The following is a 12,567-nucleotide window of genomic DNA, read 5'->3' as shown; positions in this document are numbered from 1 at the left end:
TAAAAAGTTTCATTTATGAATAGAGAATAATTCCTGAACGAGTGGTTTTAAACTTCACCCCTTATTTACAGATTTTTTCTGTTCAAAATATATTTACATGTCTGAACAGCTTCAGCTGCGTCTGACAGCTGTTTTTGCAGTGAGACATGGTCTTTTACCAATAGACCAAGAGCACTTTTGTCAATGTCGGATAACAGCGTATCCAAAGCATCCATATAACCCTTCATTTGCGCTGCCTCATGCTCTGGAACAGGATCAGGTAAATAACATAACCTGTCTTCCGGAGCATAGCGTTCAAAGTTCTGTTTAATCGTTTCTAAATGAGCCCGTAGAGAATGTGCCTTCTTCAGCTGCACTGGTGGCACAGACTTGAGCTGGTGATACAAACCTTCCAACACATCAATCTTTACAGATTTATCAACTTCCTGATGACCTGCAATAACTGATGGGGCTGCGCGTAAAAGCCTTGCCAATTCCAGAAAGAGCTTGTCATCAAATGGTTCTTTAGTTTTAAGAATATCCAATCCTTTTCTGAGAGAAGGTGGGCAGCGAGGCATTGAGCTACGTAACAACATTGTCTGAAGAGCATTAGAAACCGCACTAAACCCCTCTTTCAATGACAGCTGACACTCCACCAGTTTAAGCATAGGGAGTCGCATGCCGTTATCGGGGCTTGCTTCAACAGTCGCCGATCTCGTTTTAGTCACTGGAGCCGAGGGTTGGCAGGTCGTGCCCGGAGAATGATGGTGAGAAGCATCATGGGGAGAAGGGTTGTGAGTCGCAGTGCGACCAAGCCAACTGCCAGAATCAGAAGATGTCGGATTATTATCCAGAGTCGCTCCCTGGTCATTTTTCCGGGCATGTATTGAGTTTCCAGAAATCATAACGATACTTCCGTTAGTGCATTGACAGGGCTTTTTTGGAGTGTGTGCATGTTAAAAAGTTTCATTTATAACAAAATGAATAATTGTTTGCTGAAAGCCGGGTCAGGTGCTCCTGATCACATTTCTGATATTTTCCGGTACAATACCCGACGCTAACAACCGCTGGAAACAAACAAACGATGACATACAGGGTGGCCATTAACGGGTATGGGCGAATCGGCCAGTGCGTGCTGCGTGCACTCTATGAAAATGGCTTTCGTGATCATCCTGTGCATGGTATGGAAGTGGTCGCCATCAATGAGCTGGCCACTATTGACACGCTGACCTACCTGACCCGCTATGATACAACCCATGGCCGTTTTCCGGGCCGGGTGTTCGCAGACGATAGCCACCTGTTGATCGGCGATGACCGCATTCGGGTGTTTAACCAGCCGGATCCACGGGAAATCAACTGGCAAGACCTGAACATCGACCTGCTACTGGAATGCTCAGGCTCATTTAATGATCGGGCTACCGCAAATCTTCATATTGAACGGGGAGCTTCCCGCCTGCTCTTTTCCCAGCCAGCAAAACCGGACGTGGATGCAACCATCGTTTACGGTATCAATGAACAGCAGTTAAACGCCAGGCACCGTATTGTTTCCAGTGCATCCTGTACCACTAACTGCATTGTGCCTGTGCTCAAAACGTTAAACGACGCCCTCGGGATTGACTACGGCTCCATGACCACCATCCATTCCGCCATGAATGATCAACCGGTTATTGATGCCTATCATCAGAACGACCTGCGTCTGACCCGCAGCGCCCTGCACTCCATCATCCCGGTTGATACAGGCCTTGCCAAAGGCATTAACCGTTTGCTGCCTGAACTCAGGGGGCGATTTACAGCCAGTGCCGTGCGGGTTCCCACCATTAATGTTTCCTGTATTGACCTGACAGTTCAGGTCAGCAGAAACACCTCAGCAGCAGAAATCAATCATATTCTGGAACAGGCCACCTCTGGTCGTCTTGAAGGGATACTGGGTATGACCAACGAGCCCCACGCCTCAGTGGATTTCAACCATGATGCCCGCTCATGCATCGTTGATGGTACACAAACCCAGGTTTCTGCCAATCGTCTGGTCAGGCTACTATGCTGGTTTGACAATGAATGGGGCTTTGCCAATCGGATGCTGGATGTTGCGGGTTACTGGTTAGGAATTGTCCCTGAATAACTTACTTTTGGCTCTTTTCGAATTCCTTAATCGTCAACTAATACCACTATGATGCGTTTTTCTGCCAGATCGTCACTATTTTCGCTATGGTATACGATATCCTCAGGCTGGTGAATCAGATCACCTTGATCATTGGAAAACATAAACCCGGCATTCCCGATTTCTTAAAAGTGAATAAACTGGTAATTTCAACCATCCCCAATGATGAAACCCGAGATAATTGCCGTGCTCACATCAGATCACCGGGTAATCCCGCAGAAATTTGCTTTATCGCCGATACCTGCCTTTTACTTTGGTGGAAGCTCAGTGTTGGTGTCCTGTAAAGTCTGAAGTCCTGTAACGCCATAAGTTGTCGCCAGCTATCCCCGCACCATTAACGTTTTCAAACAACATCCACGATAAATTTTGTGACCCTCTGGAAACTCTTGGATCACCGTTTGATTCAGGTCATAAGAGCGTATCAATGCATACCTGAAGTGTCATTTATGTGCTATTGTCCCCGACGTTTTTTCGCTATTCCCCAGGCAATTTCTACAAGGCAAGTATTAATAAACAGTGCTTGCCCCTGAGAAACTCAGCCATCAGTGAATATCAAGAGGGCTCCCAATGAACGTTTTAAAAATGACCGACCTGGATCTGGCAGGCAAACGCGTGCTGATCCGTGAAGACCTCAATGTTCCGGTAAAAGACGGCAAGGTCACCAGTGACGCCCGTATTCTGGCGTCTCTGCCAACCATCGAGCAGGCTCTGGCAGCCGGTGCTCATGTCATGGTGACCTCTCACCTGGGTCGCCCTACTGAAGGTGAGTATGAAGAGGAGTTCTCCCTGAAGCCGGTGGCAGACTACATTGGCAACCTGCTGGGTAAGGAAGTTCGCCTGGTCAAAGACTGGGTTGACGGTGGTTTTGACGTGGCAGCCGGAGAGCTGGTTATTCTGGAAAACTGCCGTTTCAACGTCGGCGAAAAGAAAGACGACGAAGCCCTGTCCCGCAAAATGGCCGCCCTGTGCGATATCTATGTGATGGATGCTTTCGGCACTGCACACCGCGCCCAGGCTTCCACCCATGGTGTTGGCAAGTTTGCCGCTGTTGCCTGTGCCGGTCCACTGCTGGCGGCGGAACTGGAGGCTCTGGGCAAGGCTATGGATAAACCAGAGCGTCCGATGACGGCGATCGTTGGTGGTTCCAAGGTTTCTACCAAGCTGACCGTGCTTGAGTCGCTGTCCGGCGTTTGTGACCAGCTGATCGTCGGTGGCGGTATCGCCAACACCTTCCTGGCAGCTGCTGGCAAAAATGTGGGCAAGTCCCTCTACGAAGCAGATCTGATCCCTCAGGCCAAAGCCCTGATGGAAAAGTGTGATATCCCAATGCCAGTGGATGTGGTTTGCGGTAAGAAATTCGATGAGAACGAGACCGCCATTATCAAGTCGGTGGATGAGGTTGAAGATGACGATATGATCTTTGACGTTGGCCCGGAAACCCAGAAGCTGTTTGCCGACGTTCTCACGGCAGCAAAAACCATCCTGTGGAATGGTCCGGTGGGAGTTTTCGAGTTTGACCAGTTCGGTGAGGGTACCCGTTCACTGTCCATGGCCATTGCCAACTCAGATGCATTCTCCATCGCTGGCGGTGGCGATACCCTGGCCGCTATCGACAAGTACGGCATTAAAGATAAAGTGTCGTACATTTCCACCGGTGGCGGTGCCTTCCTTGAGTTTGTCGAAGGCAAGGTTCTGCCTGCAGTAGCCATGCTCGAAGCAGCAGCCAAGCGCTGATCGGTCGATCAAAAGAGCCGGAAGACAATTTATGTTCTTCCGGTATTTTTCCTTCCTTTCCCCCCCCCTTGTTTACTTGCTTCCCTGAAAAATAGTCTTTCCATAAAGGACTCTGCTGCTGATTGAGTATTGTCTGAGTGACTGAGTCCTGTAGAATGCTCTCGTCGAACACCTTTAGATCAGCTGATTCTATTGAATGCAGAAACCAACTGCTGGCCTGCGTTAACGTGCTTTTTACTGGCATAGTTCTTGTGTTCAGCACATACACTGACTTCTACTGTCGTGTGCTGACCTCGATAAATAAGGGCAATGTTAACTGTACGACAGCCCGGCAACATGCCAAATTGGCTGAATGTCCGATGATGAAGTTCACACATTGCAGGGAACCACTTCATGGCACTCTACCTGACCGTTGGTTATTTTCAGTAAACGTCGTCAAAAGGATTTGTTATGTCATCTGAACAAGCGGCTTTGCAACAGGGATGGTATTTGCTGAAAGCCAAACACCGGGAAGAGGTTCGTGCCCAGGATAATCTTGAGCACCAGGGCTTTGAGGCCTATTGTCCTCTCATTCAGGAAAAAAGCGCTCGCGTTCCCCTGTTTCCTGGTTATCTGTTCATCCGATTAGACAAGGACGCCCTTCCCTCTTTTCACAAAATCCGTTCAACCCGGGGCATTGCCCAGGTGGTCCGGTTTAACAAGATCAGTCAAAAGCTATACAACGAAGGGCGACTTCCTGAAAAAGATATGGGCAGGCTACTACCCAGGCCGATACCTAATGGTGAGCAGCTGATCGACCAGATTGAGGCATTTGTCTGGAAATACAATGGCCGCATTCCGGATGAGAAGCCAGACTCCGTAAGTTTCAAGGAAGGTGAGTCGGTACTGTATAACAACCCTCTTTTCCGACACCTTGAAAGTACGTTTGTCAAAGGTGTTAAGATGGACCGTGGTATTATTCTTATCCAGTTCATTGAAAGTCAGCGAACTGACGAAGGCATTGAAGAAAAGATTGTTGCCAGAAAAGAGATCGAAGTTCCCTTGAAGGACCTCCAGAAAGTACCTGAAGAAAGTTAATGGACAAACCCGGGCTTATCTCTGATATGCGGCCGCTCTCGTATGGCCTGACTCCGTATCCTCACGAACAGGCATACTTTGAGTATTACCGCATTGACCTGGAAAAGCGCCTCCCTGATGTCCAGCATTGCCTGGGGTATATAAACAGCACTGAATACCACATTGCCTGCCACCTATACACCCGACCTGAAGCCAAAGGCTCGGTATTTCTGCTCCACGGCTACTATGACCATGTCGGCCTGTTTGAGCATGTTATCCGCTTCTTCCTGGAAGAAGGTTATAACGTTCTGGCCTACGATCTTCCCGGTCACGGGCTTTCCAGTGGCCAACCAGCGACCATTGAAGACTTTGCACACTATCGCCTGGTGCTGGCAGATGTTATGCAGTACTGCACGTCAATACTGCCCGGGCCATGGCTTGCCTACGGTCAGAGCACAGGTGGTGCCATTATTACCGAGCTGTTGCATTACCATACCAGGCAAGGCACGCCTATGCCTTTTGATCAGGTTATCCTGTCTGCTCCACTGGTTCGGCCCTGGTTATGGAAACTCAGCCGACTACAGCTCTACCTGGTCCGGCCATTTATTCGCCAGATTCCCAGGCAATTCAAAGATAACTGTCGGGATGAAGACTTCCTGAACAGAGCGCACAATGATCCACTGGCACCAACCGTGTTACCCACACAATGGGTCTCTGCTTTGGACCGCTGGATTCGAACAATAGAGTCATCCAAAGAGCAAATCCCGTTAAGCCCACTGATCCTTCAGGGCACGGATGACACCACGGTGGACGGCCCCTATAACATTCAGGCTTTAGGGCAACTATATCGCTCGCCCAAAGTCCTCTGGCTGGAGGGTGCCCGGCATCACCTGCCGAATGAGCTTACAGAAACCCGGGCTCAATATATGCAATGGTTATCAGAAGAGATGAATGCCCGAGAGGCTGACCGGGAATAGCGCCTCTCCAGACAACTCTTTTCAGTAGGCGACCCCGACGCAAGAATGGCATAAAATTGAGGATAAAAATTCCGACCACAAGCACCTTGTAGCTAGCACATTGTAGATAGTGCCTACCGTTGCACTTATCTCATAAAACCCACAGGAAGTCCCAATCAATGAAATACATTGGAGCACACGTCAGTGCGGCCGGTGGTGTCGAAAATGCCCCGGTGAATGCTCATGAATTAGGTGCAACCGCCTTTGCCCTGTTCACCAAAAATCAAAGACAGTGGAACGCCAAACCGCTGTCAATGAAGAGCATCGAGTTATTCAGAGAGCGTTGTGAGCAATACCATTTCACACCGCAACAAATTCTCCCCCACGACAGTTATCTGATCAACCTGGGTCATCCGGAGCAGGAAGCCCTGGAAAAGTCCCGGGCGGCATTTATTGATGAGATGGAACGGTGTATGCAGCTCGGTCTTGACCGACTGAACTTTCACCCGGGCAGTCACCTGAGAAAAATTGGGGTATCGGACTGCCTGGGTAAAATTGCCCAGTCCATCAATATAGCCCTTGAGCAAACTCAGGGCGTGATTGCGGTGATCGAAAATACCGCAGGCCAGGGCAGCAACCTGGGGTGGCAATTTGCCGAAATCGCCGAAATCATTGAACAGGTGGACGACAAAAGCCGTGTTGGTGTCTGTCTGGATACCTGCCATACCTTTGCTGCCGGTTACGACCTTCGCACACAGGACGCCTGCCAGAAAACGTTTGCCGAGTTCGAGCAGGTCATAGGTTTTCAGTACCTGAAAGGCATGCACCTGAATGACTCCAAAGGTGCACTGGGCTCACGAAAAGACCGGCACCACAGCCTTGGTCAGGGCGAGATTGGCTGGGAGGTGTTCCGCTATATCATGGCTGATAGCCGGTTTGACGGCATTCCCATGGTTCTGGAAACCATTGATGAAACACTCTGGGCGGACGAGATAGAGTCACTGAAAATGATGTCCGGAGCCTATCCCTAATCGAAGGATTCTCCCGCCGAACCAGGAGCCTGTGGTTGTTGTTCCAATGGTGCGGCAGAAATGTTGTGGTTATTGACGGAGTTGTTGGTGGGATTGTTGGCGGCTGATCGCAGCCGCTAAACCATAAGCTCAGATATCTTTCGAAATTGCCATCATTCGACGTAGAAGTTCCCTTGCTTGAGCTTTATTGACTGTTGGCTGATCTTGGCTTGATCATAATCCTGTTGCAAAAGATGAGAGATCATATCCTGCATATGACACAAAGCCTGTTTGGCTTTTTGGGCCGGTTCATTCTGTATAATCAGCCTGGAATGGCCCACTTGAATAGACAGCTTGGGGCTGTCATCTTCATCATCCCACACACTTGGATACTCAATGCATTCATCCACCTCTTTCTTGGCATCATTCAGTTTGTCTTGTAGGGTGAGGAGAGTAAAAATGACATTTGGTCGTTTGTTTTCATCGGTGAGCGCCTCAACAAAATAATCCAGCTTGCTGTCCAGAATTTTTTTGACAACTTCAGGTGCAATAAAGTTTGCTGCACTTTCGGCCTGAAAGCGGGCTGCTTCCGCAACACTCATTTTGAGACAATGGGGATCATTCAAATAGACCATGAGTTTGTCTTGAGCTTCTATAGCGCGTTCTTTCTCATCGAAGTCAATTGCGAAGCGCAGATCTTTGTAATGCTCGGCAATCAACAAGTAAGTTTTGATATCGTCGGTGGGAATCAAGTAGGTCGTGTGTTTGGTACTAATTGGTAAGTACGGAAAACCTGCTAAATGATATTCGCCAAACTTTGATTCCTTTTTGCGCACCATACTACTAAAAGCCAGCCTTTCCTTTCTGATCTCGTCTTTTTCCTTTTTGGACAGTTCCGGGAATGGACCGCCATCAAGAAAACGATCGAGTTGCGATGGATAGGTTCTTGTCGATGATTCGCTGACAGGCACAATCGAGCTTCTGCCTGCTAAGGAGACTGTCGATGGTTGACTAGTTCCGGATGCGGGCTGACTTGCAAAAGTTGAGGAAAACATAGCTTGTGAACTGGTATCTTGTACTTTCATACCATTTAATTCACCAGTGATGGCTGCCAGGGCTTGTCCCATCGGCTGGTTGTCAGCACCGGCTGGTATAGAAAAACGGATTGGTGAATGACTTCTGCATTCCATGGCAAATTCTCCTATTTTCCACTGATAATCTTGAGTTTTCGAGCCTCGCTAACCACATTTGACCACACACCACTGACATTAGTTCCAATGCCGCCATTATCTCCTCCCTATAGAAGGTGCTGCCCAGAGTGTGCTGGCAAGTCTTGGCCTGTTGGTATTGCAATGGGGCCGCCCAGGTGGGGCCGCCCAGGTGGGGCCGCCCGGGTGGGCCGACCAGACATTGTTCTCAATTGAAGAAAATGATGTCTATCGATTGAATGGTAAAAATTAAAACGAACGTTTTTCTAAAAAAAATGTCCAACTTTTAACAGTTCGATTTTATGAACCATCGTACTGAATAATCCAAAACAGATAATTCAGTTTTATCAAATAGTTATTTCACAGAGGGAGCTGAGAAGTCATGATCAGGGAAGCAATACCAGGCGTGGATGAGCGCTATCCGGGTTTATTTTTACCAGCACCTGAAATAGCGGTGTCACAGGGGTTAGCGAATAACAGGAAAAAGTCCAGTGAACAAATGCCAGGGACAGGCCAGCCTCTGAATCATCGAGCCCTCAAAGTAGCCTACGTGGGAATGGGCCCTATTGCCCTTTACAATGCATTGCAATTGAAGGCAGGGCAGCCTGATACTGATATAGAAATGTTTGAAAAGAGAGCAGAATACGCTCGAAATCACACAGTTCACATTGATGATCAATGCTTCAGATCACTGAAGAGTTATGACCATCCGGTGTTAACACAGGGAATGGCGCAGCTTAGAGATAAAATCCGCAGGCAGCATGGTCATATCAGTTGTAAAGAGCTTGAAACCGATCTGAAGTCAATTGCCCAACGAATGGGCATCACCATGCACGCTGGCAGTGATTATGAAGTGGTTGCCATTGGCGATGGTAAAGTAACGTTTAAATCAGGAGAAGCCCTGTTTGATGCCCTTGTCTGTGCCGATGGCGCACATTCAAAAAGTAGAAAAGCGTTACTGAAAATGGCAGATAACCCGGACTACCAGGGAGAAGATATTCTCTTCTCCGAACTATCATCAACCGATGAAGACAGTGAGTTTACCTCAAAAAAAGACCTGCAATATCGAGTCAGGGTAAAATACCAGGTCCGGGGCCCAACGAAAAAGCTGGCCAGTGGCTGGCTTAATCTTTCCCGCTATGTTTATGCAACCTTCAAATTGATGTTATCACCGGTCGAAGAGAGAATTCGCCCACTCAATGAACAGACCAATGAGGTCACCATTGACTTTTTTATTTCAAAAGAAGAGTTCGACAGTCTCTCTGGCTACAACCTTGGCCATGCCGCAAAGCTCTGCGACAGTAAAGTAAGGGATAGCCTGAAAGAAAAAATAAAAAACTGGCAGGCGATAAAGCATCAATTCTGCCAGGAAACCCTCATTGCTGACACTGAAGAATTAACGCCCCATACCCTGTCTATTTTTCATGCCCGTAAAGTTCACCATGTCACGCCATCAGGAAAGCTTATCTGCATCGCCGGAGATGCCGCCACATCACTTCCCTATTACCGCTCGTTGAATAACTTTCTGGTGGTTGGTGCCAAACTTGGCAGAAAGCTGGCATCGGCAAGCAGGGCAGATTTAGCCAAAACAGGCGAAGCCTATGAGCAATACGCCAGCCGACGTGCTCGCTGGGAAGGCTTTAAAGCCGCACTCAAAAACTTCATGATCAACGTTATGAAACTCTGTTTATGGATAAGTAATAAAGTGTACTGGAAAATCCATGTCTGGGACCCGCTGAAACTTAAGGATCGGAGAAAGACATTACCCGAATGGGAAGTTCAACGGCATCATCCCACTGCAACGTTAACCGTTGGATAATCAGGAGGCTGTCCGAGAATAGACTCACCTCACAAAACGGAATGTTTATCCTTAATTTTCTGCCACCCTCGCCATGGGGTCGCCCGGACGGGCGCTATTCTCGGACCAGACGGGATGAGTGTATGCTGTCAATGTTTATCCGCATTAGTCTGACGTTTTATGGCGGTCTGCCGATTCTGGTTTCACTGTCAGACATCAATCGACCGCAAAGAAACCAGTTCCATGCTATCCGCTTTTTTCCCCATAGCTGGTGAATGGCAGCAAATCGCATCGCTGATACAGGTGATGGGCCGCAGGGCTAACTTTGTGCCTCTTAACCCTTGCTGATGGTACCACTGGTAGCTGGCATACAGGATAATGCCGCCGGTGAGAATACCCGCTGCTGCCCCTCCGGCCAGGGTAGGCAACGGAATGCCTGCATCCACTTCGTCGGTGTTAAGGAGGGATGAAGTATTGCCGTTATCGGCTGTGTTAACCGATGAAGAATCCGGTGAACTTGACAGGCTCGTCGATAACGATGTTTTTGCGCTCGGTGAGTAGTTCGGGTAATCAGTGCTGTCTGTGGTAGTCAGGGTTACAGTGCTATTGCCCCATGTTTCCAGAGGTGAAGATAATACGTCACTTGTTGCTTGAACGCTGTCGTCTGTAGTGGTGGTTGTGGTGAGTCGTGTGGATGGAGCATCAGTGCTTTCAGTCGGGCAGTTTGCCTCGGGACCAGTTTGCCTCGGGACAACCAGAATTTTCCAGCCTGGTTCTCCCATCAAGAAGCCAACTGGTCAGATTAGTGTTACAAGCAGCAGTGTCAGTAAATCTGGGGTCAGGGTCGGCAGCGGCAATACCAGTGTGAAAGCCAATGCCACTGACTTAAGCTCACTTCCCTTGGTATTTCTTGAGTCTGCGAGCCTGCGACCTTGAATGCTGGAGCCTTTTATGCGGTTTTGGCCGTTTCTTGACGGCCCTTGGCTCCGACCGACCAGGTCGATTTCCAACAATATGCTGTCCTATGATGTCCAACATATTAATGATTTTCTGTTCCAGCCAGCCACCCGATGCTCCCAGCAACGTCTGAAGGAATGACACCAGCGTTTCAGATACAGCGCAATAATCTCTGTCCGGGGATACTCCTCAGCATCCAATAAAGTGGTGATGATGGTGCTACGTTTGTTCTTGACAGCACGGATTACCAGCTCTGCAGGCATCTGATCATAAAGCTCCTGACTCATCCACTCAGGTCGGACTGGTCTTGTTAATTTGAATAATCCATCCTTGCTACCCAGCTTTTGATCGCATTTCCGGAAATCAATATGGCGGGCACCATTTTTCTCGAAAACCACGTCAGCCTTGGCTTGTAACAGCAAAGCCAACAGGAAGCAGTTCTCAAAATTCGCATCACCTAAAAGGATGTCGCCATCCTGCAGATGGGAGAACAATTTCCTGAGCAAAGCTTGTTCCCCGGTTTCTTTCCCTTCGTAGGCAGCCACAGCAAAATCAAGCAATGCGCCACTGCCAAGACATATCAAAATAAGAATTCTGAGAATCGGGAAACCAAGCCCTTTTTTGAGTGCCAGGCTGAGGATATTCTTTTTGATTTTTTACGGTGTCAGGCATCAACAATGTTGAACCATCAGTAAGGAGTACACGACGTTGATGCCATAGCCATGATTCTGGTGAGGCGTGATCAAGGCTATTGCCAGATATGCGCAGCAAACCTCTTACGGATGCTTCACTCAACCGTTGCCTCGCTTTGCAATATGCGCTGGTGTCAGTGTTGGGCACTTTCTCCTTGTTGCCCCTGACGACCTGGTCTCTCGCTTCATCAATGAGGGCGTGGCGACATGATTTGGTGTCACTGGCCACCTGTCGCATGAACAAGGTTAATGTTTTGATGGGTGGAAAATCCCTTACCCTGCAGCCGGGGTAACAATTCTGAAAAGAGTTAAGGTCATCAGAGGTAAGGATTGATGAAAATTCATCACTTTCAGTCTGTGCAAATTGGTGAAGGCATTCATCTGCGAGGGACAGAAATTCTTGGCTACACTTGTTCATGGCTTGCTCGGAAGGGAAATATTTAGGTTTGTGACTTTTTATAGTCGCTTCTTTCCGAGTAAGCCTTGAATTATCAAGGGCTGAGGCCTTAAGTCAGTGCCATTGGTGTTCAAGAGTTTCCAGAATATGCAGGGGATGCGGAACCAACGACAACGTTTCCGGTGCAAGTCTTGTCGAAAGACTCTGAACTCTTTTGCCAAAACGCCTCTGGCCCGTTTAAGACATCCTGAGCGTTGGCCGCAGTATCTTGAGGGGTTGACTCACTCTTTGACGCTTCGCCCGGCTGCCAAGCAATGCGGCGTTTCATTGAAAACATCATTCTGTTGGAGGCATCGATTTTTACAGGCTATTGAGCACAACCGGGCACCGGAGCTTAGTGGTATCACAGAACTGGATGAAACTTTCTTCCGTGAATCCTTCAAAGGTCAGAAAAAAGGTCTTCCAAGAGCTGCCAGGAAACGGCGTAATGAGAAGAAGACAGAGTGTCGACAAATCCTCTGGAATACGGGTTATAGAAGGTGTTTTTCACCTGCAACGTGTGAATGCATATCACAGCCCTTGCAGGAACTCTTCCATCCAGTCATCGTTGTTGACCAGTTCT

12 protein-coding genes and 1 pseudogene are annotated in these 12,567 nt (G+C 48.5%); 7 read left to right on the top strand and 6 right to left on the bottom strand.

The window, feature by feature from the left end; genetic code table 11:
- Positions 1 to 65 precede the first annotated feature (65 nt).
- Complete coding sequence (locus tag CX664_RS02705; RefSeq protein WP_145999781.1) at positions 66 to 884, bottom strand: hypothetical protein; 819 nt, start codon at positions 882 to 884, stop codon at positions 66 to 68.
- A gap of 179 nt (positions 885 to 1,063) precedes the next feature.
- On the opposite strand from CX664_RS02705, the gene CX664_RS02700 reads away from it, so the two are divergent.
- Both CX664_RS02700 and CX664_RS02690 read left to right on the top strand, forming a co-directional pair.
- Positions 1,064 to 2,098, top strand: a complete 1,035-nt coding sequence (locus CX664_RS02700; protein WP_101745239.1) for a type I glyceraldehyde-3-phosphate dehydrogenase — start codon at positions 1,064 to 1,066, stop codon at positions 2,096 to 2,098.
- A 606-nt stretch (positions 2,099 to 2,704) separates the two neighbouring features.
- A complete protein-coding gene (locus tag CX664_RS02690; RefSeq protein WP_101745237.1) occupies positions 2,705 to 3,871 on the top strand; it encodes a phosphoglycerate kinase in 1,167 nt (388 codons plus the stop codon).
- Positions 3,872 to 4,050: 179 nt separating this feature from the next.
- On the opposite strand, the gene CX664_RS02685 is transcribed toward CX664_RS02690, so the two are convergent.
- Positions 4,051 to 4,266, bottom strand: a complete 216-nt coding sequence (locus tag CX664_RS02685) for a hypothetical protein (protein WP_101745236.1) — start codon at positions 4,264 to 4,266, stop codon at positions 4,051 to 4,053.
- 55 nt (positions 4,267 to 4,321) lie between these two features.
- Here CX664_RS02685 and CX664_RS02680 point away from each other — a divergent pair, with 55 nt between their 5' ends.
- From CX664_RS02680 to nfo, 3 genes are all read left to right on the top strand, one after another.
- Positions 4,322 to 4,948 carry a transcription termination/antitermination NusG family protein gene (locus tag CX664_RS02680; protein ID WP_101745235.1) on the top strand — a complete coding sequence of 209 codons (627 nt, stop codon included), beginning with the start codon at positions 4,322 to 4,324 and terminating at the stop codon, positions 4,946 to 4,948.
- Positions 4,948 to 5,904: an alpha/beta hydrolase gene (locus CX664_RS02675; protein ID WP_101745234.1), complete on the top strand. Its 957-nt coding sequence runs from the start codon at positions 4,948 to 4,950 to the stop codon at positions 5,902 to 5,904. The genes CX664_RS02680 and CX664_RS02675 overlap by 1 nt, the downstream gene beginning before the upstream one ends.
- A 158-nt stretch (positions 5,905 to 6,062) precedes the next feature.
- Complete coding sequence (nfo, locus tag CX664_RS02670; RefSeq protein WP_101745233.1) at positions 6,063 to 6,914, top strand: deoxyribonuclease IV; 852 nt, start codon at positions 6,063 to 6,065, stop codon at positions 6,912 to 6,914.
- Positions 6,915 to 7,066: 152 nt separating this feature from the next.
- Here the strand turns inward: nfo and CX664_RS02665 are convergent, their stop codons facing one another.
- Positions 7,067 to 8,083, bottom strand: coding sequence for a hypothetical protein (locus tag CX664_RS02665; protein WP_101745232.1), 1,017 nt, complete (start codon positions 8,081 to 8,083; stop codon positions 7,067 to 7,069).
- A gap of 400 nt (positions 8,084 to 8,483) precedes the next feature.
- On the opposite strand from CX664_RS02665, the gene CX664_RS02660 reads away from it, so the two are divergent.
- Positions 8,484 to 9,920 (top strand): FAD-dependent monooxygenase family protein, encoded by a 1,437-nt coding sequence (locus CX664_RS02660; protein ID WP_101745231.1) that lies wholly within the window; start codon positions 8,484 to 8,486, stop codon positions 9,918 to 9,920.
- Positions 9,921 to 10,108: 188 nt separating this feature from the next.
- On the opposite strand, the gene CX664_RS02655 is transcribed toward CX664_RS02660, so the two are convergent.
- The 3 genes from CX664_RS02655 to CX664_RS25495 all read right to left on the bottom strand — a co-directional run bounded on the left by CX664_RS02655 (position 10,109) and on the right by CX664_RS25495 (position 11,651).
- Positions 10,109 to 10,681 carry a hypothetical protein gene (locus CX664_RS02655; RefSeq protein ID WP_101745230.1) on the bottom strand — a complete coding sequence of 191 codons (573 nt, stop codon included), beginning with the start codon at positions 10,679 to 10,681 and terminating at the stop codon, positions 10,109 to 10,111.
- A 240-nt stretch (positions 10,682 to 10,921) separates the two neighbouring features.
- Entirely contained in the window at positions 10,922 to 11,440 is a 519-nt protein-coding gene (locus CX664_RS02645) for a hypothetical protein (protein ID WP_145999779.1), read from the bottom strand.
- The gene (locus CX664_RS25495; RefSeq protein WP_145999778.1) at positions 11,409 to 11,651 is read right to left on the bottom strand and encodes a hypothetical protein; all 243 of its coding nucleotides are present in this window, start codon (positions 11,649 to 11,651) and stop codon (positions 11,409 to 11,411) included. The genes CX664_RS02645 and CX664_RS25495 overlap by 32 nt, the downstream gene beginning before the upstream one ends.
- 447 nt (positions 11,652 to 12,098) lie before the next feature.
- Between CX664_RS25495 and CX664_RS25490 the strand changes: the two are divergent.
- A pseudogene (locus CX664_RS25490) lies at positions 12,099 to 12,461 on the top strand (IS1595-like element ISEnu2 family transposase); the annotation flags it as partial.
- Positions 12,462 to 12,567 lie beyond the last annotated feature (106 nt).

This window comes from Endozoicomonas acroporae, assembly GCF_002864045.1.
Lineage (GTDB): Bacteria > Pseudomonadota > Gammaproteobacteria > Pseudomonadales > Endozoicomonadaceae > Endozoicomonas > Endozoicomonas acroporae.
This window is presented reverse-complemented; position numbering and strand designations above follow the sequence as displayed.